This window comes from Exiguobacterium profundum, from assembly GCF_042652865.1.
Taxonomy (GTDB): domain Bacteria; phylum Bacillota; class Bacilli; order Exiguobacteriales; family Exiguobacteriaceae; genus Exiguobacterium; species Exiguobacterium profundum.
This window is the reverse complement of sequence record NZ_JBHSHG010000001.1, coordinates 1317013-1338502: the sequence shown is the minus strand read 5'-3', so window position 1 is coordinate 1338502 and position 21490 is coordinate 1317013. Positions and strand designations below refer to the sequence as shown.

The following is a 21490-nucleotide window of genomic DNA, read 5'->3' as shown; positions in this document are numbered from 1 at the left end:
TTCAAACGAAAAGGAGCGATTTTTCATGTCAATGATTACAGAAATTTACGCACGCGAGATTTTAGATTCACGCGGTAACCCATCAGTAGAAGTAGAAGTCTTCACAGAAGACGGCGGTTTCGGCCGTGCCCTCGTCCCATCAGGCGCATCAACAGGTGAGCACGAAGCAGTTGAGCTTCGCGATGGCGACAAGTCACGTTACCTCGGTAAAGGTGTCTTGAAAGCAGTTGCGAACGTGAACGACACGATCGCACCAGAACTTATCGGCTACGATGTATTCGACCAAAACGCAATCGATGCGAAAATGATCGAACTCGACGGTACGCCAAACAAAGCGAAACTTGGTGCTAACGCAATCCTCGGTGTGTCAATGGCAGCAGCTCACGCAGCAGCAGATGAGCTCGGTCTCCCACTTTACACATACCTCGGTGGATTCAACGCGAAGACACTTCCAACACCAATGATGAACATCATCAACGGTGGTTCGCACGCGGACAACAACGTGGACTTCCAAGAGTTCATGATCATGCCTGTCGGCGCGCCAACATTCCGTGAAGCGCTCCGCATGGGTGCTGAAGTATTCCACGCCCTCAAATCAGTTCTTTCTGGTATGGGTCTTAACACAGCTGTCGGTGACGAAGGTGGTTTCGCACCAAACTTGAAGTCTAACGAAGAAGCGATCACAGTTATCCTTGAAGCGATCGAAAAAGCTGGTTACAAACCAGGTGAAGACGTCTACCTCGCAATGGACGTTGCATCTTCTGAGTTCTACGATAAATCAACTGGTAAATACGAACTCGCTGGCGAAGGCAAGTCACTCACAACTGCTGAGCTTGTAGACTTCTACGCTGAGCTCGTTGACAAGTACCCAATCCTCTCAATCGAAGATGGTTGTGACGAAAACGACTGGGATGGCCACAAGCTTCTCACAGATAAAATCGGACACAAAGTTCAACTCGTTGGGGATGACCTCTTCGTAACGAACACATCTAAACTTGCTGAAGGTATCGAAAAAGGAATCGCAAACTCGATCCTCATCAAAGTTAACCAAATCGGTACGCTCACAGAAACATTTGACGCGATCGAAATGGCTAAAAAAGCTGGTTACACAGCAGTTGTCTCACACCGTTCTGGTGAAACAGAAGACGCGACAATCGCAGACATCGCTGTTGCGACAAACGCTGGACAAATCAAAACTGGTTCACTTTCACGTACAGACCGTATCGCGAAATACAACCAACTTCTCCGCATCGAAGACATGCTCGGCGATGTAGCGAAATACGACGGTATCAAGTCGTTCTACAACCTCAAAAAATAATTGATTGTTTCAGGCTCGCCAATCGGCGGGCCTGTTTTTTTGTGTGTGGAATATCCGTTTAATCAACGGTGGAAAAGCTGATTGGTCGTCTATCCGTCTTTGCGGCACCGATGCTTTCCTGCAAGAGTCACGGTACCGCTTTGACGGACGCGAACGCTCTGTGTCGAACTTCTTAGTCATTGAGACCTCGTGTTGTATACTGAACGTGACTGATAAAAAGTAGGGGGAGATTGGATGGACCAATCGAATGAACAAGAAAAAAGGTTGAGTGGCGGGAACGTATCCATCGTTCATCGAAAAGGGAACTACGTCTATCGTTCGCAAAAAGTGGGGAGTGAACGCATCCATTGCTATTTAAAGCATTTGGAGGCGAAGCAACTGTCTGGCGTGCCACGCTTTGTCGGTATCGATGAAACAAGAAGAGAGGTGCTCACTTATATCGAGGGGGAGACGGCAGACTATCCTCTTAAATCCTATATGTGGGCTGATGAGGCGATTCAAGACGTCGCGCGCTTGATGAGACGACTGCATGATGCGTCAATCGATTTTGAATGGACATCCGAATGGGAGCCAATCGATCACACACCACAACCGTTAGAGGTCATCTGTCATAACGACTTCGCTGTCTACAATACAATTTTCCATGAAGGAAAAGTGGCAGGAATCATCGACTTTGATTTGGCTGCGCCAGGTCCGAGAGCTTGGGATATCGTCTATGCCCTTTATACGTTCGTTCCGCTCAGTCGTCGCCATCAAGCTGAAACAGGGGAAGTCATCTATTATGATGCCGATCGAGACGATGCGATCTATAAAGAGCGTGTATCGTTGTTTCTCGAAGCCTATGGTTGGGAGCAAGCGGAGGTCGACTTGTTCGATATGTTACAACGACGGATTGAAGCGCTCTGTCTCTTGATGAAACGAAAAGCTGCGGAAGGAGACGTCGCCTTCCAAAAGATGATTGACGAAGGACATTACAATCATTACCAAGAGGAACTTCGATTTATTCGAACGCATGGACAGAAGTGGTTCTGAAACAATCTGAAGCGGGAATATAGAAAATGAAGCATGAATGGGGAGGCGATTTTCGTGATGATGCTCGGATTTCTTTTCTTGGTATTGCTCATTGGATTCGGCATTTGGTACTATCTCAAATCGCACCGGAATGACGATTGGTCATGACAACATTGTCATGACCTCTCTTTTGTGTCAGTTTGCACAAAATTTGGGTATACTCTCTACATAACGAGTAAAGGAGCCCATGCTTATGACACGAGTACGTAAAGCCATCATCCCAGCCGCCGGTCTCGGCACCCGCTTCCTTCCTGCCACGAAAGCCATGCCAAAAGAAATGTTGCCGATTGTCAACAAGCCGACGATCCAGTTCATCGTCGAGGAAGCCGTCGCTTCAGGCATCGAGGACATCATCATCGTCACGGGGAAGAACAAACGGGCGATTGAAGACCATTTCGACCGTGCGCTCGAACTGGAACAGAACCTCGAATCGAAAGGGAAGACGCGCTTGCTCGAATCGGTCCGACATTCCTCGAATTTGGCGAACATTCACTACATACGCCAACAGGAGCCAAAAGGTCTCGGTCATGCGATTTGGTGCGCCCGGAAGTTTATCGGAGACGAGCCATTCGCCGTCTTGCTCGGGGACGATATTATCGAATCCGATGTGCCGGCAACGAAGCAGTTGATCGACCAATATGAGGCCCACGATCGTTCGATCATCGGGGTGCAGCGTGTCCCGTATGAAATGACGAACCGATATGGTATAATTGACCCGCTTGCCGTCGAAGGGAAGCTCATCCCGGTGCGGACGTTCGTGGAGAAACCGCCCATTGATGAGGCCCCGTCGAACTTCGCCATCCTCGGTCGCTACATCTTGAAACCGGACGTCTTTGAGGCGTTGTCGGGACAAGAGGCGGGAGCCGGGGGCGAGATTCAATTGACGGATGCGATCGCACGCTTGAATGAGGCGCAGACGGTCTTCGCCTACGAATTTGACGGTCGACGTTACGACGTCGGAGAGCCGATTGGGTTCGTCGAGACGACGATTTGCCACGCGCTCAGCGATCCTGATTTAAAAGATGACGTCCATGCCCTATTGAAACGGCTTGTGGACGAACTTGATCAACAGTAAGGTGTGTTATTTTTGAAAACAATGCTTATGGTGTGTCAAAACTATTATCCGGAAATCGGCAGTGCCGGCAACCGGATGCAAAACATTACGCATTTGATGAAGCAGCGCGGGTATGAAGTCGAGGTCATCACGGCCGCCCCTTCGTATCCGAGCTTTGATATGTATCAGGACGACCGCTTCTGGAACGACCGGGAGTTAAACGACCAACCGTTCATCAAGCGACTCATCACGAAGAAACGGAAACATACGTCTAACATGGTCAGTCGTCTTTTCCTATTCCTTGAACAGATGGTCAAAGGGATCCGGGAAGTCCGTAAGCTCGAATTGAAGCCAGACGTCGTCTTTGCGACGACCCCTTCTTTTTTTATGGCGTTTGTCGGTGCTTATGCGAAACGAAAGTATCGTGTCCCGTTCATCTTGGACGTCCGTGACCTTTGGCCAGAATCGGTGAAAGGTGTCGGCGTCTTCAAGTACGATTGGGTGCTCACGCCGGCTTTTTGGATGGAGAAACGACTGTATCGTGTCGCCGATGAAGTCATCATCAACTCGGAAGGGTTCCGCAGCTATCTTCGTCAGCGCGGTGTGCCGAACGAGAAGATTCACTACATGCCGAACTCGATCCGGGAAGCGGAGCGCACGCTCGAGCGGACGATCCCACCGGACGACCGGATGGAAATCTTATACGCCGGGAACATGGGTCTTGCCCAAGATGTGTCGTTGTTACTCGAACTCGCCGAGCGATTCCGGGACGAGCCACGGGTCCACTTCAAATTGATCGGCTACGGCTATCGGAAAGAAGAGTTGAAACAGACGATCAAAGACCGTGGCTTCCAAAACTTCTTGTTCCTCGAGGCGATGCCACGGACAGAGGCGTTTCAGGCAATTAAAAATGCGGACGTCGCATTCGTCAGTCTGATCGAGCAAGAAGTGTTTGATACGGTCATCCCTGGGAAACTCATCGACTATATGGCGGTCGGCAAACCGATTGTCGCAGCAGTGTCAGGCCATGCGGCGAATGTCATTGAAGCGGCGGAAGTCGGCTACGTGTCACGGAAACGTGACATCGATGAGATCGAGCGGATCCTACGGAAGCTCCTCGACCGACCGGATTTACGGGAGGCACTCGGGGCGAACGGGATTCGTTACGTCAAAGAGAATTTATGTTGGGAAGAGAATATCGACGTGTTAGATCAAGTCGTACAACAGTTAGTGATGGAGGAAACACGATGAAGTCAGTATGTATGTTTGTATGGAACCATTTTACGAATGATGCGCGCGTCCTTCGTGAGTGCTCGGCACTCGCCGAGGCAGGCTATGAAGTCGATTTGATCGCGCTTCAAGATCCGAAAAATAAAGAGCTTTCAAAAGAAGAGATGCGTCCGGAAGGCTTCCGCGTCATCCGCGTGAAGCGTCAACCTTCGATTCTCGTCAACGCGCTCAAGTTCGCGAAGAAGACGTATCAATGGGTGAGCGAGAAACGGACCCGCCAAATCGGTGCGGGACTCGTCGGTGCCGGGTTGTTCTTACTTGCGCCGTTCACGATGCTCGCGCTCGGAGCGGCCATCGGGACGGTCTTGTTGCCGCAAGTGCGTAAGCAAATCGTCAACGCGAGTGCGATGCTCGAGATGGTGTTCGCTTCGACGAAAAAATCGTATGACTTTTACCATGCGAACGATTTGAACACGCTCCCGCAGGCACTCCTCGCTGGAAAAGTGTTCAACAAAGGTCGGATCGTCTACGACTCGCACGAGGTACAGACGGACCGTACGGGTTACGGCTATATTCAAAGTAACCTCGAGGGCTGGCTCTTGCCGTTCGTCGATACGATGATGGTCGAGAACCATACGCGTGCGGCACACAACGAAGAGTTGTACGGATTCTATCCGTACGTGCTCCACAACTATCCGTTCTACCGTCCGCTCGACTTCTCGCTCCGTAAGGACTTGCATGCACTCCTCGATTTGCCGAAAGACGAGAAGATCCTCTTGTATCAAGGGGGCATTCAAGCGGGACGCGGTCTCGAACAGCTCGTGCTCGCGGCGAAAGACTTCAAAGAAGGCACGCTCGTCATGATCGGGGACGGGAAGCTTAAACCGACGATTCAACAGTTGATCGAGACGGAAGGGGTCGGCGACCGCGTCAAGATGATTGACAAAGTACCGGTCGAAGCGTTACCTTACTATACGATGAACGCCTATTTAGGCTTCCAAGTATTGAACAACGTCTGCTTCAACCACTACTCGGCCTCGTCGAACAAATTGTTCGAGTATTTGATGGCTGAAGTACCGGTCGTCTCATGTGACTTCCCTGAAATCGAACGAGTCGTTGCGGGGAACGATGTCGGGGTGCTCGTCGATTCGCATGATCCACAATCGATCGCGGACGGCGTCAACCGGATGATTGAAGACCAAGCACTCTATGCGCGTGTCAAAGAGAACACGAAGACCGCGCGTGAGAAATATAACTGGGATTTGGAAAAAGAGGCACTCTTGAACGTCTACGCGAACGCCGCGGAGCGCAAGTTGCCGATTATGAAAGACGGTGCGCCAAAGCCAGTACAATCTTAAGACTGCGGCTTTTGCCGCGGTCTTTTTTCTATGGAGGGAGGACATTTATGAAACGTCAACAACAACATCTGTTGCGCCAACAAGTATGGCGCAAGCTACAAACCATCTCGGTGAAGGACATCGCCTGGATTATCGCAGGCTCCTTCATTCTCTCGTTCGGGGTCAACTACTTCACCGTACCGAACGACTTCTCGGAAGGTGGCCTGCTCGGGGTCACGATCATCCTGTACTACGTGTTCGGCTGGGACCTCGGGCTCACGTCGATCATCGGGAACGGGATTCTCTTTATCGTCGGCTATAAGCTGCTCGACCGTCGGACAATGGTCTATTCGGTCATCGCCGTCATCGCGACGTCATTCTTCCTCAGTCTGACACATGACTGGGGCAGCCCTGCCGAGGACAAACTGCTTGCGGCCGTCTATGCCGGAATCATGATCGGGGTCGGGATCGGCATGGTGCTCCGTGTCGGCGGGACGACCGGCGGGGGCGTCATCATCGCCCGTCTCATGGAGCGCTATCTCCACTTGAGTGTCGCCGTCTCGATGTTCATCATCGATGCGATCGTCGTCGCGACATCTGGCTTCTTCTTAGGGGAACAAGTCGTTCTCTATACGCTCATCGCCATTATCATCGGCTCGTGGGTCATCGATCTCGTCGCGGAAGGTCTCAACATCCGTAAAGCCGTCACGATCATCAGCGACAAGCAAGAAGAGCTCGCCGTCGTCTTGACGGAGACGCTCGGACGCTCGGCGACAATCATTCATGGACATGGCTACTATACGAAGCAGGATAAGAACATGTTGTATATGATCGTCGACAAACGTCAGATCGCACCACTCAAAAAAATCGTCCAAGTGACGGACGACCGTGCCTTCGTCGTCATCCACCAGGTGAAGGAAGTCATCGGGGAAGGATTCAGCTACCCGTCCCGATAATTTGAATGCTGGTGTTTTATTGATAACTTCTATATAATAAAAGGCGTGTAAATAGAAGGAGGAACTGACTACTATGCAAACGATCGCTACAATCAGCCTACTTGTCGTGGCTGTCTTATTGATTGTCGTCGTACTGCTCATGTCAGGTCGGTCGCAAGGTCTTGGAGCGATTGCAGGTGGCGCGGAGCAGTTGTTCGGACGCCAGAAAGCACGCGGCTTCGATGCTGTTTTGAACCGAACTGCAGCTGTACTAGGCACTTTGTTTTTCATTTTAGGATTACTAGTCGCATCATTATGATGATAAGGCTGATCGTTCTCGATTTTCACGTGAGGCGGTCAGCTTTTGTTTTTTCGATTTATTTTTTGGGAATAATGTAGATACGAGGAGATGACAGATAAAATGAAAGTGACAGCACCAAAACCGTTCTTCTTCGAGGGCGGAAAACGTGCCGTGTTGATGTTACATGGCTTCACTGGATCGAGCGCGGATGTCCGCATGCTCGGTCGCTTCCTTCAAAAAGAAGGATATACATGTATGGGACCGATCTATCGTGGTCATGCCGTCCCACCGGAAGAATTACTCCAATATGGACCGAAAGACTGGTGGGAAGACGTCTTGGACGCTTACCAGACGCTCGTCGACAAAGGTCATGAGGAGATCGTCGTCTGCGGACTCTCGCTAGGTGGCGTGATGTCGCTCCGTCTCGCCGAGGAGAAAGACGTCAAGGCGGTCATCCCGATGTGCGCACCGACGGGAATCGATGCCGAGGACCGCTTGTATAAAGGAGTCCAGGCATATGCCCGAGAATATAAGGGTAGAGAAGAAAAGTCGCCGGAACAGATTGAGCAGGAGATGGCAGAGTTCAAACCGATGCCAACATTGAAAGACCTCCGTGCCTTCGTCCGCGACACGGCGTCGAAGCTCGAGGACATCTTCGTCCCGACACTCGTCGTCCAAGGCGCCAAAGACAACATGATCGACCCAGAATCGGCGAATCAAATTTACGAGGCGGTCAACACGTTCCAAAAAGAGTTGCTCATCTATGAGAACTCGGGACACGTGATCACACTCGACAAAGAAAAAGAGAAACTGCACCAGGACGTGCTCGATTTTCTCGAAACGTTAGACTGGTCAGTCTAAGAAGGAGGTGTCACGTTGAATTTACGTGACCAATTATTAGAGATTCTACAGGCGAGCGAGAAACCGCTCTCTGTCGATCAACTGACCGAGCGACTACAGCTCGCGTCGACGGATGACTTCAAAGAGCTCATCCGCACATTGAATGCCCTCGAGGAAGAGGGTGCCATCGGCCGGACGCGGACGAACCGTTACGGGACGCTCGCCACGCTCGGACAAGTCGCGGGAATCATCTCGATTCACCAGCGCGGCTTCGGCTTCTTGTCGGTCGAAGGGGAAGCGGAAGACGTGTTCTTGCCGCCCGACCAACTGAAGGACGTCTACCATGGCGATACGATTCTCGTCAAAAAACGCGAGGACAACCGTGGCAAGACGGAAGGGATTTTATTGAAAGTACTGAAGCGCGGACTCTCTGAGTTCGTCGGGACGTATACGCTCCCGAGCGGTCGACTCGACCAGTTCGCCTTCATCGAGCCGGATGACAAACGCATCAATTTCTGGCCGGTCGTCAACCCGGACAAGTCACTCGGTGCCGTCGACGGACATAAAGTCGTCGTGCGCATCACGAAGTATCCGGACGGACGCTTCGCCGGTGCCTGTGACGTCGTCCGCATCATCGGGCATAAGAACGACCCTGGCGTCGACATCTTGTCGATCGTCTATAAGCACGGTATCCCGACGGAGTTCCCGGAGGACGTGATCGCTCAGGCGAACGCGGTACCGGACGAAGCGGATGAGAAAGACTTCATCGGACGCGTCGACCTTCGTGACGAGACGATCTTCACGATTGACGGCGAAGATGCGAAAGACTTGGACGATGCCGTCCACGTCAAAAAACTCGATAACGGCAACTACGAGCTAGGTGTCCATATCGCCGACGTCTCACATTACGTGAAAGAGGGCTCACCACTAGACGTCGAGGCGTTCGAACGTGGGACGAGTGTGTATCTCGTCGACCGCGTCATTCCGATGCTGCCGCACCGACTCTCGAACGGGATCTGTTCCCTCAACCCGCACGTCAACCGCTTGACGCTCAGCTGCGTCATGGAGATTTCTCCGCAAAACGGGAAAGTCGTTCGCCATGAGCTATTCCCGAGTGTCATCAAGACGACGGAGCGGATGACGTATACGAACGTCCGTGAGATCATCGAACGTGATGACGAAGAGACGTTGAAAAAGTACGAACCGTTCATCGGTGAGTTCGACCTCATGGCCGAGCTCGCGGAAGTGCTTCGGAAACGTCGTAACTCGCGCGGTGCCATCAATTTCGATTTCGCTGAGGCGAAGGTTGTCGTCAACGAGGAAGGGAAGCCGGCAGATATCGTGCTTCGTCCACGTTCGGTCGCCGAGAAGTTGATCGAGGAGTTCATGCTCGCAGCCAACGAGACGGTTGCGGAACACTTCCACAAGATGGACGTGCCGTTCATCTATCGTGTCCACGACAATCCGAAACCGGACAAGCTCGACTTCTTCTTCGACTTTGTCGCAAACTTTGGCGTTCACATCGAACGCATCAAAGGGCAGACAGTCGAACCGAAGACGCTTCAAAAGATTTTGAAGGCAATCGACGGAGAACCGGAAGAGCCGGTCATCAGTACGATCATGCTTCGTTCGATGCAACAGGCGAAATATGACGACGTCTCGCTCGGTCATTTCGGACTCGCGACAGACTTCTATACGCACTTCACGTCACCGATTCGTCGTTATCCGGACTTGATCGTCCACCGTCTCATGCGCACGTACGTCTTCAACAACGATTTGTCGGAGAAGACGATCGCGAAGTACGAGGACCGTCTCGGGGGGATCGCCGAACAGGCATCGAAACGGGAACGTCGCTCGGTCGACGCAGAGCGTGAGACACAGGCGCTCAAGAAAGCCGAATACATGGAAGCCCATCTCGGTGAAGAGTTCGATGGTGTCGTCGCCGGCGTCACGAACTTCGGGATGTTCATCGAACTTCCGAATACGATCGAAGGGCTAGTCCGTCTCCAGTCGATGGATGACTACTACCACTTCGACGAATCACAGCTCATGTTGCTCGGCGAGCGGACGAAACGTCAGTTCCGCATCGGGGACGCCGTCCGTGTCAAAGTCGATGCCGTCAACTTAGACGAGCGGACGATCGACTTCACGGTCGTTGGTATGCCGAAACGGGAACAGTCAAGCCGTCGCCAACCGACGACGATCAAAGCGAAAGGCGGTCGTCCGAAGAAGGACGAGAAAGACCGTCGTGGCGGTCGCGGTCGGGACGACAAGAAGAAGCGTGGCAAACCAGGAAGACCTGGCAAGCCGGGCAAACCAGGTGAGAAACCGAAACGAGACGGGGAGAAGTCTTCCCAAGGCCGTTCGGCACTCGACCTGAAGAAGAAAGACAAGCACAAACGAAAAGGCGACGCCAAACGAGGTGCGAAGAAACGTCGCTGACGGGGAAGGGCTTGTCCCTTCCTCCGTATCTTGTAGATAAAGGACTGAATGTGTATGGCCAAGAAGAAAGATTCGAACGCACTCGCCCAAAACCGCAAGGCGTCCTTCGATTATGCGATCGAAGATACGATTGAGGCGGGCATGGTGCTCACAGGGACGGAAATCAAATCGGTCCGTCAATCGAAGATCAACATCGCGGATGCGTACGTCCGGTTCGACGGGGGTGAGGCGACGCTTCACAACTGTCATATCAGCCCGTTCGAACAGGGGAACCGCTTCAACCATGACCCACTCCGCGTCCGGAAGCTGTTGTTGCATAAGAAGCAAATCAATCAGCTCATCGGAGCGTCAGGGCGTGACGGCTACACGATCATCCCGCTCAAGGTTTATATCAAGAACGGGTTCGCCAAGTGCCTGCTCGGCGTCGGAAAAGGGAAGAAGAAGTACGACAAACGAGAGGACTTGAAGAAGAAAGACGCGAAGCGTGACGTCGACCGTGCGATGCGCGATCGGCAAAAATACTGACAACGGATCCTAATTGTGGTATATTAAATGGAGTACCAATTACCACCTCGGGGACGTTATGGATTCGACGGGGGTAGGTCGGTCGTATGTGGCGTGTCGAGGGGTCGGCCTCGTTAAAACGCAAACGCCTATAACTGGCAAAACTAACACACAACTCGCAGCAGCCTAAGTGCCCTGCGGATCCTGACATCCATCGCTTGTGTGGATGACTTTCAGGGTCTCAAACTAAGCAAGCTACGCTTCAACCTCGCCGTCTGAGGGCGCGAAGAAGAGATGAAACAGACTGGATGCGACAACGCCTGTTTATCGGCAGTGTCACATCGAGATTCAATAGATAAACTACACACGTAGAAGCATACGTTACGATGCCTTCGGACGCGGGTTCGACTCCCGCCGTCTCCATTTTGAAGCAGTCTGTAACGACTGCAATCAATGATTTTCATGAAGACCTTCTAATTTCATTGAGATTAGAGGGTCTTTGCTTTTGATTGAAGCCACAAAGAAAGGAAGGTGAAACGCATGGGGAAATATCAATTAGACAAGAGAAGCAAAGTAGCTGCGGCGAAGTACCAAGACGGCAAAAAGCCGACTGTCTCGAACAAGAAGGAACGATTGAACCAGCTTCGTGAAGCGTATTTGCAGAAGCAACAAGAGAAGAAGTGATTTGACGAAGGATAGGATAATTTATCTAACTTCAAACGTTCTGCTAAAAAGTTTATTTATAAGGAAAGGTCCGCCTGTGCATACATTTTTGTATAGTTGGACCTTTTCTTGCTTTCCTTATTATTAATCCAATTCGGCTTCACTCTCACCACAAGTTAAATAAATCCTCAACATTAGAATTAATTTTATCATATAACAAGAACAATCTGATTTCTGTTATCAAATCATTAACGACAAGTGTGACGTTCCTTAAGAATCTGCCTATAGACTGCAAATCGCTAGATTAATACGAAAACGCCTGTTTATAGGCAGAGTCACATTGAGATCCAATAGATAAATTAAATATATATAAGAACACGTTACTAAGCCTTCGTACAAAGGTTCTAATTCCACCTTTTATATTAATTTTAATAAAACAAATATTTGAAAAAAATGAAACTTATGTTGAAACTGATCGTAAATTATCTCATAGCTTGAAAATAAATATTACTTTGAATTTAAACTGAGGAGGAAAAGTTATGAGATTTGAAACAGTAGTATATAAAAATAGTGCGGGTGTAAAAGAAGTCATTGAACTAAAAGATATAGCTGAACGTCCTGATTATGAAGTCGTTAAGAAAAATTTATACTGTGGATTTGATAACTGTCCTTCAAGAATTGAATATGTTCCAAAGGGAAAAAAGATAGCTCATTTTAGAACGTGGCCAAAAGATAATCATTCTGAAGATTGCGTAAATTATTTTGAAAGAGAAATAAAAAATGCATCGATTAAAAATTCAGCAATTAATACTGCGAAGTTAAAAGACTCTCATATTCGAGATATTTTAAAAACAATGCACAAAAATGCTAATGAAACCTTAGAAGAAAAGCAATTAAGGTTAAGTAAACAGCGTGATAAATATAAGAAAAAAAAGAATAGTACAGTTGACTCTTCAAAAGTACCGATTGTTGAAAATGTAGTAAGACCTTCAACTAACAACGATGAACAATATCAAATTGAAGGAAAAAGAGCACCAAATGTTCGAAGAAGATATAGCCCGAATGATATAAGTGAAAGTGATATCGGTAATGCTATAGGTATTATAGGAAATATGTTAGATATACAATTATTTGACAAAAGATGTATTTTTACTTTGAAAGGAAGGAATAATCGCTTTAATCTTTATTTCGAAGAAGAGTTTTATTCTAGTGCTGCTTTAAACATAGATACCACATTAAAAAGTTTAAAACAGATTCTTGATAGGGGAACTACAATCTCATTAGCTTGTGTAGGTAATGTTGTAAAAAGAAGGGATGAAATATGTATGATTGTAAGTAATCCAAATCACATACGGGTTGACAATTATACAATGGAGGCTTATATATACAAAAGTAATAATTTATAAAACAATCTTTTAATTAGATTTTGAATGAATTGGAACCCAATCGGATGATGGAAGCTAAAAAAGACTCGAACCTTATTAATCAAAGTTCGAGTCTTTTTCCACGTTAAAAGAGATGTTTGATGAAATCTATTCGATTGATTTATGTTCACCCCAAGTTGAAAATTCACGAAAATAGTTTCATTTTCATTTTGTCACATAAATAATCCAAGCAAGATTAGCAAATTAAAAATCAGGGGAGTTCCAAATCGCATAAACTCACTTAGAAGGTAGTGCATGTTGAACAACTCGACGTTTTCTCGGCAAATCAAATTTTTTAATATAGCCGACGTGGTGCCAACAATTCTAATTTTACTTCATTGGTTATCGAAAGTCGGGTCTAAGAAATTGTTCAGTCAAACACTCGACTGATCCAGCGTTTGAAAAAGGGTTGGCCTGATTGTGTCACGCTATGATTGTCGAGCTCCACCTCTTCGATCGTCTCATTCGGAGACCTCAATTGAATCGTCATCTCGTCACCAAGCCCGGTCGTGACACCACTCTCAAATTGAAGATTTCGCGTCACATACGCGTTTGCGTATAAGAAACCGCCTTTTTCATCAACTTGTACCTCCTGAATCGTATAGTGGAATTGCTCGACCCAATCTCGTTGACCGAGGAGGAGCCGGACGACGTCATCTTCGTGTGACAGTTTCGTTCGTTCGATATTTTCAAGAGGAGTATGCGCTTCAATCGCTTCTCGCTGCGCTTCTAAGATATCTTTGAAGTGGTGTGTCGCAACTTCCGTCGTCCATGCAGCGGAACCTGTCTTCGACTCGGTCGCATAATGGAAAAGAGCAAATCCAATCAAGGCGAATAACGCCAGGACACTTACTCGTTTGAACTGTTTCATCGTCGAGCTCCTTCCATATCAATTCAAGATCGAGGAGATTAAAAGGGTGTCAATGGACCTCGCTATTATTCGAGAACATGACCTATCGACCGGTGATTTGATCCAACCAATTCGCGACCAAGTCCGCACTGCCATCTTGGAACATAAATATGGATACCCCGACCATCACAAGCCCGACTAAAATCAATCCACCTTGTTTTGCGCTACTTGCAATCCCTCGCACGATGAGGATCACTCCCAACCCAAGCAAAAGAAAATACCAAAATCCCATGAATATCCCTCCTTTTTCTAATTATTCTCATTTTAGTATGAATCGGTCGAGCAGGCTCTACATACTTAGACTGATTTATCTTTTAAAAAAGAAGGGTACATTACCTCTATGCGAATAATTAGGGGAGTGACCATTATGCGAAAAACGATTGTCATTGCGGGGGCGAGCGGCTATATCGGCTCGAACGTGATGGAGCAGCTGAAGGAAGAGTATGACATCATCGCTTTATCGCGATCGACGAAGAATAAAGAAGATGAGACCCATATCACGTGGCGTGCCTGTGATTTGTTTTCATATGAGGCAACAAAAGAAGCATGTGAGGGCGCGGATTACGCGATGTTCCTCGTCCACTCGATGATTCCAGACGGCGGCTTGACACAAGCGACGTTCGAGGACATGGACGCGCTCATTGCCGATAACTTCGCCCGGGCGACGAAGGCGAACGACATCGAACAGATCGTCTATTTGAGCGGGATCATCCCGAAGCAAGAGAAGACGTTGTCGCGTCATTTGAAGAGTCGACTTGAGGTCGAACGCATTCTCGGTGGCCAGGGCGTGCCGGTGACGACGATACGGGCGGGACTCATCATTGGGCCGGAAGGTTCGTCGTTCCCGATTTTAGCGAAGCTCGTCAAGCGTTTGCCGTCGATGATCTTGCCACGATGGACGAAGACGGAAACACATCCGATCGACATCCGTGAAGCCGTTCAGGCGCTCATCTCGGTCGTCGGTACCGAGTCGCTTTATGACCGTCATATCGACATCGGGGGTCCCGAGGTGATGACGTATCGGAAGATGATCGAACAGACGGCCGAAGTCATGGATAAGCGTCGCGTCTTGATCGACTTCCCGTTCCCGACAATCAAACTGTCGCGGCTATGGGTCATGGCGGTCACGGGTGAACCGAAGGCGACCGTCTATCCGCTCGTCGAGAGCATGGGGCACGCGATGGTCGCAGAAGACACGGTCGAAGGTATCGGCCAGGGAGAGATTCCGTTCAAACAGGCGGTCGAACATGCGCTTGAGGAAGAAGAGAAGCAATCCTCGGGCGGTAAGAAGAAAAAGCAACCGAAATCGTATACCGTCCGCTCGATTCAGCGGTTCGGTTTGCCGGAAGAAAAGTCGGCGCTTTGGATTGCGGACACGTACTTCGAGTGGCTCGGTCGTTTTATGTATCCGCTCATTCAGACGACGAAAGAAGACGATGATTGGGAGATTGCGCTGCTCGATCCGTCGTTCGTCGCGCTTCATCTATCGCTTGAACAAGAAGCGACGGACGATATGGCATCCTTTGCGATTGACGGGGGCAAGTTCGTCAAGTTAAGTGAAGAGGATCAGACAGGGCGTCTCGAGTTTAGACGCTTACCGGATTCGGATGAAGGACTCGTCGCCATCCATGAGTTCGTCCCAGCACTTCCGTGGTGGTTCTATACGAAGACACAGGCGAAAGCCCATCTCGTCGTCATGTGGTTATTCGGTCGTCATGTGAAGTTGCTGGCGAAAGACGCGGAAGACGGCGATCAAGTCGTAGAGGCTCCGACGAATTGAAGGGAGACGCATCGAAAGGTGCGTCTTTTTTATTCTATTTTTTGGAAATACGGTACAATCAATGTAACCTTACACAGAATGGAAAGATATACATATGAAAAAGCAACGACTCTTCATTCTATTCATAATAATCTTCATCACAAGCGGCTGTTCGCCCTCTGAAGTTTCGGACCCTTCGGATACTGAGTCAGCATGGCGTATCGTCAAAACAGACACGAATCAAACGTTCACGTTCGTCCCCTTGTACGAGAGCTATGCCAATTACTTAAACGAAAGTGACGAGGCATCTTCTCGACAAGTTGATCAAGCGAAGCTCGAGGAAACCGTCGTTCAAGATATGAAAGATGCAGCGGACGAACTGGACTTAGCACTTCCGTTTGCGTATGCACGTCCATTCTTTGCGCCGACACCGTATAAAAAGGTTTTATCGGAACGGATTGATCAACTCAAGGCACAAGAGACTGAGATTCAACGAACGATCGAACAAGCGGCACGCGATTCAGCGAAACAGTTAGCGGGAGAGGATAAGGTGGTTTTCATTGCCCCTCTGTTGACGGAGTTCGATGATGCGGTTGAATCGATGGGCGGGGTGACCGCATTTGCGTTAGAAAAAGATGTCATCGTGATTCTCGTTCGCGAAGACGTGGATTTGGAAATGCTTGCTTTTGTAATGGCGCACGAGTATCACCATACAGTCCTCGCTGAAGATCCGGAAGTGCGCTCGACGTCTCTATTAGATTACATCGTTGGGGAGGGGAAGGCGGATACATTTGCAAAATCGCTTTATCCGGATGTGAGACCGGTTTGGATGGAAGAGTTGGATCCTACGACCAGAGAGCAATTGATGGACCAAATCGCGACCGGTCAAGTGGATTATGCTCAACTGACGAACGGGGATGAAACCCTAGGCGTTCCCAGATGGAGCGGTTATCAAATCGGGGGAGAGATTGTGAATGGCTATTTACATGAACATCCTGATTTAGAAGTCGAGGCGTGGACGAATCTACCTTCCGAGGAAATGGTGAAGTCTTCACTCTACGCCGAGTCATTCGAATCAGGCGATTGAATTGAGATATGGAGGATTGAATGAATCGATGACACAGCAAATGAATAATAATGAAAAACGGCTCAAATTGTTTAGGCATGCCGAGGTCGCCGAACCGAGATTTCTTGGTGAGGGTGCTTGGCATGAGGCGTGGAAAGTCGTAAAAGATGGTTGCGAACGGGTTCTTCGGATTCCGAAAGAAGTGGCGTATGGAAAGCGAGTGGCGTTCGATTCTAATGCCTTGACGGCAGAGTACGCAGCTACGAAGCTATATTATCAGTCCGTCAACCAAGCCGTTCCTGGAGCGGTGCCTGATTTTTACGAATTCTACGTATCTCCTGATTTCACGTATACATTAGAGTCGTTCGGAGGCGATTCGCTTTCGTTACATACAATGACGATAGAGCAAGCTGTCCATATCGGAGTCCAAGTAGGGGAAATCTATCGGAAAACGGATCAAATTGAACACGGTGTCGAAGGACTCGGATATTTGATCTGGACGGAAGAAAAGAAGCTGCATGGTAGCTTGAGCGGGGACCTACATACGTTTATCCGAGAAGAAAGTGATGAACAGTTGTCAGATTACAAAGTGCTGTGTGAAGCATATCCTGAAATTCAAGATGATGTGGTAGCACAAATGCTTCATGCGGCGACAGAATTGCGGAACAAACAGGTTTCTGTCCCAAGTCTCGTTAACCAAGATGCGTCTCCTGAAAATATTTTATTGAAAGGGGATCGAGTCTGTTTAATCGACCCGTACCCGATTGTCTATGCACCGCGAGGCATGGCAGGGAACTTCATGAATTTATATGAGAACTACTTTCTCGCGTTGTCACAAACGGAGCGCTACCGAAAGCATCAGTTTGATACGTGCGAAGACCAGTTGAAAGCCATAGCAACAGGTTTTCTCGAAGGTTATTGTGACGGAGACGAGTCCATCATTCGTGAAGTTCGAGGGGAACAACTGCTCCAATTACTCGAGACGGTGTATCTCCATCATCAGTTGTTAAGCCAAGAAGAATTGATGCGAGAAGATATCATTCGTTATGGAGATAAGCTGGCCATCACGACTCGGTTATTCGAATTGAACGATTCGCTCAAACGACTTGCTAGGACATGTTTGACTGAACGATGGTCTCTTTAACCAATCATAGACGTGATGCTTCTTGTTTTGTACATTCTGTTAACGTTTTTCTCAAACCGTTTACAAGCCCTCTTTCCAGGCGTACACTGAACTCGTTTTTGAACTGATTGGAAAGAAGGAATGTATGATGCAAGACTCACTCTCCACGCGTGAGATGTGGCAAAAGGACATCTCGGCCGGAATTACAGTTGGCGTCGTCGCCATCCCGCTCGCCATGGCATTTGCCATCGCCTCGGGAGTCCCGCCGGTGTACGGGCTCTACACGTCCATTTTTGCCGGAATCCTCGTCAGCCTGTTCGGGGGTTCGACGTTCCAGATCGCCGGACCGACGGGAGCGTTCATCCCAATCGTCTCGGGTGTCGTCCTCGCATACGGATATGAGGGGTTACTCGTCACGACCGTTCTCGCCGGAATTTTGCTGCTCCTCATGAGCGTGCTCCGGGTCGGACGGCTCATCCGCTTCATGCCCCGGGCCGTGACCATCGGTTTCACGGCCGGTATTGCTGTCGTCATCTTCGTCGACCAGCTCGATGAGTTGTTCGGGGTCACGTTTGAGAAGGCACCGCACTTTCATGAGAACTTGCTTCGCCTCGGTCAAGCGTTGCCCGAAGCGTCCGTGTGGCCGATCGTCATTGCCGGAATCGGCTTTTTGACGCTTTGGCTCGTCCCGAAGCTGCCGTTCCGTTTACCGCTTTTACTCATGGCGATGCTCGTCCCGACGTTTGTCAGTGTCCTCATCCCGGGTGAGGTCGCGACGATCGGAAGTGCCTATGGCGGCATCTCGAGCGGACTGCCAACATTTAGCTGGCTCACAATCGACCTAGACTTGATCACAACGCTCCTCCCGTCCGCATTCGCCATCGCCTTCCTCGGTGCGCTCGAGTCACTTCTTTCGGGAACGGTCGCCGACGGGATGGCGGGGACGAAGATGAAGCCGGACAAGGAACTGTTCGGGCAAGGGCTTGCGAACGTGATCACACCGTTCTTTGGTGGGATCCCGTCGACAGGTGCCATCGCCCGGACGGCGACGAACATTCAGGCGGGAGCGGTCAGCCGACGTGCCGGGGTCATCCATGGGATCACGGTGCTCGTTGCGGTTCTCGTCCTCGCGCCGTTCGCGAGTTACGTACCACTCGCTGCACTCGCTCCGATCTTGATGCGGGTCGCCTGGAACATGTCCGAACGTCATCACGTGATGGCGATGTTGCGTCATCGTTCATCCGAGTCGCTCGTCTTACTCGTCACGCTATTATTAACGGTATTTGTCGACTTGGTCGTCGCCGTCGAGGTCGGGGTCATCTGTGCGCTCGCGCTCTTCGCGAAACGAATGGCCGATACGATCGATGTGCGTGAACGGACAGAACGGTACGTCACGCGAGACGGCCAAATCGTCTTCAGTGTCGAAGGTCCGCTCTTCTTCGGTGCAGTCGAGTTGTTCGAGCACGTCCTCCATCACATTCATCGGGAACCGAACGTGTTCATCTTCAACTTTCACCGCTGCCCGGTCATCGATGTGACCGCGGTCGAAGAGTTGCGTCGTGTCGTCACCGAGCTGAAAGCAGCCGACCGGCATGTCATCTTCGCGCATCTGTCGCCATCGGTCCGCGCGACGCTTGCTCACTATGGGCTACTCGACGGGATTGAGACGTTCGAGACGACCCAGGAAGCGATCGAGGCATCTTAACGAACGGACAAGATGTCGCCGAACGGGACGCGGCGCACTTTGCCGTCGAACAGCTCGACCTCGCGCTCGGCGTAATAGATGGCATGGACGTAGCCGCGCATGCTTTTCATCAAGCCGTCCACGAACAAGGTCACCTCGACCTGGTCGCCTTCACGGATGGCCCGTTCGAGCTCGGTCTGCCAAAGGTAGAGGAGCTGTTCGTCCAAGTCGGGCAGCTCAATCTTTTGGATTTGGGCATAATAACGTTTCAGTAGGGCGACGTGCTCGGGCATGAGAAATGGGATCCATTTTAACTCACCCCGGTCACGATAGCGGGTCTTGCTCATGAGGAATCGCCTCCTTGTTTATGTCCGCCGATTAGACGTTGGCGCGTCCGGAGCGGACTGTCTTTTAGTAGGCTCGACGCCGGTCGGATCGTGCCGCGACCGAACCGGACGTTCAGGCCGTCAATCAAATCGAGGAAGTCGAGCCGTTTCGCTTTCGCCCATTCGTCTTCGAAGAACGATAACTGGACGTGATCGCTCCGTGGCTCGAGCTTGCCGAGAGCGACCGAGACGTAACGGACGGCCTCCGTCTCTTCCCAGCCGTCTAAAAATAGCTGCAATAAGATCGGGAGAAACTCTTGCTCGTCCGCTGTGAAGCGGGGGAGCTTCTTTTGTTTACTGAAGCCAGCCCGGTCGCTCGTCCGCGTATAGCGCACCCCGAGATGGATCGTCCCTCCGACGAGTCCCGCTTGCCTGGTTCGCATGCCGACTTCGACCGCGATCGCTTGTAAGACGAGCCGGATTGCGGAATACGTCGTGTAGTCTTTCATGAGGGTGATGCCGTGTCCGATCGACTTCGGTCGCATCCGTTTCGCACCGAACAAGGAGCTCGCCGGCAGGATGGTTGGCGACTCGTCGATGCCCCAGGCGTGATGCCAAAGTTCTGCACCGATGACACCGAACTTTTCATGAAGGGATTCGAGTGGGTAGCGGGCCAAGTCCCCAATCGTCCAGATGCCGAGCCGCTGCAGGTGGACCGCCATCTTCGTCCCGACGCCCCACATCTTCTCGATCGGCGCCGGATGGATGAGCCGTTCGACGTCCTGGAGAAGGCACGTGACGACACCTTCCTTTTTTGCATGCAAATCGAGGACGAGCTTGGCGAGGACGTTGTTCGGTCCGATGCCGATGGTGACGGGAATGCCTGTATAGCGAAAGATCGTCGCACGCATGAGGTGGGCGACGTGCTCGTCATTTCCGAACAGCCGCTCTGTCCCGCTCATGTCGACGAGCGTCTCATCAATCGAATAGACGCGAATCGCCTCGGGTGGGGCGAACTGATGCAGGATGTGGATGATTTGAATGGAAACGTTCAAATAATGACTCATCCGCGCCTCGGCATACAAAACGTCCCGTCGTTCGTGCCACGGAAGGCGGTCGATGTGGAAGCGACGTGACCCGGTCTTGATTCCGAGCTGCTTCATCTTCGGGGTCGCCGCGAGGACGAGTGCCCCGCTGTCCTGGAGGTTCGAGAGGACGACGAGCTTTGTCTTGTAAGGATTTTTGTTGCGCGCGGCACACTCGCAACTGGCATAGAACGAGACGCTGTCGATACAAAAGATTCGTCTGCGCATCGTCACCACTCCTTTTTACGAACAAATGTTCTGTTTTTTTCATCGTAACACGGTCTCACGTCATCTCAAATAGTGAATTGAAAATATTTTTACAAATACTTTTTGAAAATTAACCAAAATTTATAGGTTTTCACGTGTCAAAAAACCAACTTTTAGGAAGTTTTCGTAAAAAAGTCTCCGAATTGGTTCG

General features: G+C 50.1%; 20 protein-coding genes and 1 other RNA gene. 17 read left to right on the top strand and 4 right to left on the bottom strand.

Going from position 1 to position 21490, the window contains the following annotated elements; translation table 11 throughout:
• Window positions 1-25 precede the first annotated feature (25 nt).
• The 13 genes from eno (at window position 26) to ACFO4U_RS06825 (ending at window position 13101) form a co-directional block, all read left to right on the top strand.
• Window positions 26-1318: a phosphopyruvate hydratase gene (gene eno, locus ACFO4U_RS06885; RefSeq protein ID WP_012726908.1), complete on the top strand. Its 1293-nt coding sequence runs from the start codon at window positions 26-28 to the stop codon at window positions 1316-1318.
• Window positions 1319-1552: 234 nt separating this feature from the next.
• Entirely contained in the window at window positions 1553-2350 is a 798-nt protein-coding gene (locus ACFO4U_RS06880) for a phosphotransferase enzyme family protein (protein WP_215243772.1), read from the top strand.
• Window positions 2351-2582: 232 nt separating this feature from the next.
• Window positions 2583-3464: a UTP--glucose-1-phosphate uridylyltransferase GalU gene (galU, locus tag ACFO4U_RS06875; protein WP_159562631.1), complete on the top strand. Its 882-nt coding sequence runs from the start codon at window positions 2583-2585 to the stop codon at window positions 3462-3464.
• 21 nt (window positions 3465-3485) lie between these two features.
• Window positions 3486-4694 (top strand): glycosyltransferase family 4 protein, encoded by a 1209-nt coding sequence (locus ACFO4U_RS06870; RefSeq protein ID WP_251031945.1) that lies wholly within the window; start codon window positions 3486-3488, stop codon window positions 4692-4694.
• Complete coding sequence (locus ACFO4U_RS06865) at window positions 4691-6031, top strand: glycosyltransferase (protein WP_215243773.1); 1341 nt, start codon at window positions 4691-4693, stop codon at window positions 6029-6031. The genes ACFO4U_RS06870 and ACFO4U_RS06865 overlap by 4 nt, the downstream gene beginning before the upstream one ends.
• A gap of 47 nt (window positions 6032-6078) precedes the next feature.
• Complete coding sequence (locus ACFO4U_RS06860; protein WP_012726903.1) at window positions 6079-6966, top strand: YitT family protein; 888 nt, start codon at window positions 6079-6081, stop codon at window positions 6964-6966.
• 73 nt (window positions 6967-7039) lie between these two features.
• The gene (secG, locus tag ACFO4U_RS06855; RefSeq protein ID WP_012726902.1) at window positions 7040-7264 is read left to right on the top strand and encodes a preprotein translocase subunit SecG; all 225 of its coding nucleotides are present in this window, start codon (window positions 7040-7042) and stop codon (window positions 7262-7264) included.
• Between the two features lie 102 nt (window positions 7265-7366).
• Window positions 7367-8107 carry an alpha/beta hydrolase gene (locus tag ACFO4U_RS06850; RefSeq protein ID WP_031422876.1) on the top strand — a complete coding sequence of 247 codons (741 nt, stop codon included), beginning with the start codon at window positions 7367-7369 and terminating at the stop codon, window positions 8105-8107.
• Window positions 8108-8122: 15 nt separating this feature from the next.
• The gene (gene rnr, locus ACFO4U_RS06845; protein WP_215243774.1) at window positions 8123-10528 is read left to right on the top strand and encodes a ribonuclease R; all 2406 of its coding nucleotides are present in this window, start codon (window positions 8123-8125) and stop codon (window positions 10526-10528) included.
• A gap of 54 nt (window positions 10529-10582) precedes the next feature.
• Window positions 10583-11053 (top strand): SsrA-binding protein SmpB, encoded by a 471-nt coding sequence (gene smpB, locus ACFO4U_RS06840; RefSeq protein WP_012726899.1) that lies wholly within the window; start codon window positions 10583-10585, stop codon window positions 11051-11053.
• Between the two features lie 49 nt (window positions 11054-11102).
• Window positions 11103-11458: a transfer-messenger RNA gene (gene ssrA / locus ACFO4U_RS06835) on the top strand.
• A gap of 114 nt (window positions 11459-11572) precedes the next feature.
• Window positions 11573-11716 carry a hypothetical protein gene (locus ACFO4U_RS06830; RefSeq protein WP_047795092.1) on the top strand — a complete coding sequence of 48 codons (144 nt, stop codon included), beginning with the start codon at window positions 11573-11575 and terminating at the stop codon, window positions 11714-11716.
• A 518-nt stretch (window positions 11717-12234) separates the two neighbouring features.
• On the top strand, window positions 12235-13101 hold the full coding sequence (locus tag ACFO4U_RS06825) for a hypothetical protein (RefSeq protein ID WP_215243775.1): 867 nt from the start codon (window positions 12235-12237) through the stop codon (window positions 13099-13101).
• Between the two features lie 388 nt (window positions 13102-13489).
• On the opposite strand, the gene ACFO4U_RS06820 is transcribed toward ACFO4U_RS06825, so the two are convergent.
• Both ACFO4U_RS06820 and ACFO4U_RS06815 read right to left on the bottom strand, forming a co-directional pair.
• Window positions 13490-13990, bottom strand: coding sequence for a hypothetical protein (locus ACFO4U_RS06820; RefSeq protein WP_214730428.1), 501 nt, complete (start codon window positions 13988-13990; stop codon window positions 13490-13492).
• Between the two features lie 82 nt (window positions 13991-14072).
• Window positions 14073-14261 (bottom strand): hypothetical protein, encoded by a 189-nt coding sequence (locus ACFO4U_RS06815; RefSeq protein WP_047795099.1) that lies wholly within the window; start codon window positions 14259-14261, stop codon window positions 14073-14075.
• A 135-nt stretch (window positions 14262-14396) separates the two neighbouring features.
• Between ACFO4U_RS06815 and ACFO4U_RS06810 the strand changes: the two genes are divergently transcribed.
• From ACFO4U_RS06810 to ACFO4U_RS06795, 4 genes are all read left to right on the top strand, one after another.
• A complete protein-coding gene (locus tag ACFO4U_RS06810; RefSeq protein WP_215243776.1) occupies window positions 14397-15809 on the top strand; it encodes an NAD-dependent epimerase/dehydratase family protein in 1413 nt (470 codons plus the stop codon).
• A gap of 94 nt (window positions 15810-15903) precedes the next feature.
• Complete coding sequence (locus ACFO4U_RS06805; protein ID WP_215243777.1) at window positions 15904-16875, top strand: DUF2268 domain-containing putative Zn-dependent protease; 972 nt, start codon at window positions 15904-15906, stop codon at window positions 16873-16875.
• Window positions 16876-16903: 28 nt separating this feature from the next.
• Window positions 16904-17998, top strand: coding sequence for a hypothetical protein (locus ACFO4U_RS06800; RefSeq protein WP_251131795.1), 1095 nt, complete (start codon window positions 16904-16906; stop codon window positions 17996-17998).
• Between the two features lie 127 nt (window positions 17999-18125).
• On the top strand, window positions 18126-19682 hold the full coding sequence (locus ACFO4U_RS06795; RefSeq protein WP_251131796.1) for a SulP family inorganic anion transporter: 1557 nt from the start codon (window positions 18126-18128) through the stop codon (window positions 19680-19682).
• Here ACFO4U_RS06795 and ACFO4U_RS06790 read toward each other — a convergent pair.
• Together ACFO4U_RS06790 and ACFO4U_RS06785 are read right to left on the bottom strand one after the other, a co-directional pair.
• On the bottom strand, window positions 19679-20008 hold the full coding sequence (locus tag ACFO4U_RS06790) for a YolD-like family protein (RefSeq protein WP_215243779.1): 330 nt from the start codon (window positions 20006-20008) through the stop codon (window positions 19679-19681). The two genes, ACFO4U_RS06795 and ACFO4U_RS06790, sit on opposite strands and share 4 nt — an antisense overlap.
• On the bottom strand, window positions 20005-21300 hold the full coding sequence (locus ACFO4U_RS06785) for a Y-family DNA polymerase (RefSeq protein ID WP_215243780.1): 1296 nt from the start codon (window positions 21298-21300) through the stop codon (window positions 20005-20007). The genes ACFO4U_RS06790 and ACFO4U_RS06785 overlap by 4 nt, the downstream gene beginning before the upstream one ends.
• Window positions 21301-21490 lie beyond the last annotated feature (190 nt).

Excerpts from the sequence above, each read along its gene's own strand:
- secG (WP_012726902.1), top strand. The coding sequence starts at position 7,040 with ATGCAAACGATCGCTACAATCAGCCTACTTGTCGTGGCTGTCTTATTG.
- ACFO4U_RS06795 (WP_251131796.1), top strand. The coding sequence starts at position 18,126 with ATGCAAGACTCACTCTCCACGCGTGAGATGTGGCAAAAGGACATCTCG.
- ACFO4U_RS06830 (WP_047795092.1), top strand. The coding sequence starts at position 11,573 with ATGGGGAAATATCAATTAGACAAGAGAAGCAAAGTAGCTGCGGCGAAG.
- ACFO4U_RS06805 (WP_215243777.1), top strand. The coding sequence starts at position 15,904 with ATGAAAAAGCAACGACTCTTCATTCTATTCATAATAATCTTCATCACA.
- ACFO4U_RS06790 (WP_215243779.1), bottom strand. The coding sequence starts at position 20,008 with ATGAGCAAGACCCGCTATCGTGACCGGGGTGAGTTAAAATGGATCCCA.
- ACFO4U_RS06825 (WP_215243775.1), top strand. The coding sequence starts at position 12,235 with ATGAGATTTGAAACAGTAGTATATAAAAATAGTGCGGGTGTAAAAGAA.
- ACFO4U_RS06815 (WP_047795099.1), bottom strand. The coding sequence starts at position 14,261 with ATGGGATTTTGGTATTTTCTTTTGCTTGGGTTGGGAGTGATCCTCATC.
- ACFO4U_RS06865 (WP_215243773.1), top strand. The coding sequence starts at position 4,691 with ATGAAGTCAGTATGTATGTTTGTATGGAACCATTTTACGAATGATGCG.
- smpB (WP_012726899.1), top strand. The coding sequence starts at position 10,583 with ATGGCCAAGAAGAAAGATTCGAACGCACTCGCCCAAAACCGCAAGGCG.
- ACFO4U_RS06785 (WP_215243780.1), bottom strand. The coding sequence starts at position 21,300 with ATGCGCAGACGAATCTTTTGTATCGACAGCGTCTCGTTCTATGCCAGT.
- ACFO4U_RS06880 (WP_215243772.1), top strand. The coding sequence starts at position 1,553 with ATGGACCAATCGAATGAACAAGAAAAAAGGTTGAGTGGCGGGAACGTA.
- ACFO4U_RS06860 (WP_012726903.1), top strand. The coding sequence starts at position 6,079 with ATGAAACGTCAACAACAACATCTGTTGCGCCAACAAGTATGGCGCAAG.
- ACFO4U_RS06850 (WP_031422876.1), top strand. The coding sequence starts at position 7,367 with ATGAAAGTGACAGCACCAAAACCGTTCTTCTTCGAGGGCGGAAAACGT.
- galU (WP_159562631.1), top strand. The coding sequence starts at position 2,583 with ATGACACGAGTACGTAAAGCCATCATCCCAGCCGCCGGTCTCGGCACC.
- ACFO4U_RS06810 (WP_215243776.1), top strand. The coding sequence starts at position 14,397 with ATGCGAAAAACGATTGTCATTGCGGGGGCGAGCGGCTATATCGGCTCG.
- eno (WP_012726908.1), top strand. The coding sequence starts at position 26 with ATGTCAATGATTACAGAAATTTACGCACGCGAGATTTTAGATTCACGC.
- ACFO4U_RS06870 (WP_251031945.1), top strand. The coding sequence starts at position 3,486 with ATGCTTATGGTGTGTCAAAACTATTATCCGGAAATCGGCAGTGCCGGC.
- ACFO4U_RS06800 (WP_251131795.1), top strand. The coding sequence starts at position 16,904 with ATGACACAGCAAATGAATAATAATGAAAAACGGCTCAAATTGTTTAGG.
- ACFO4U_RS06820 (WP_214730428.1), bottom strand. The coding sequence starts at position 13,990 with ATGAAACAGTTCAAACGAGTAAGTGTCCTGGCGTTATTCGCCTTGATT.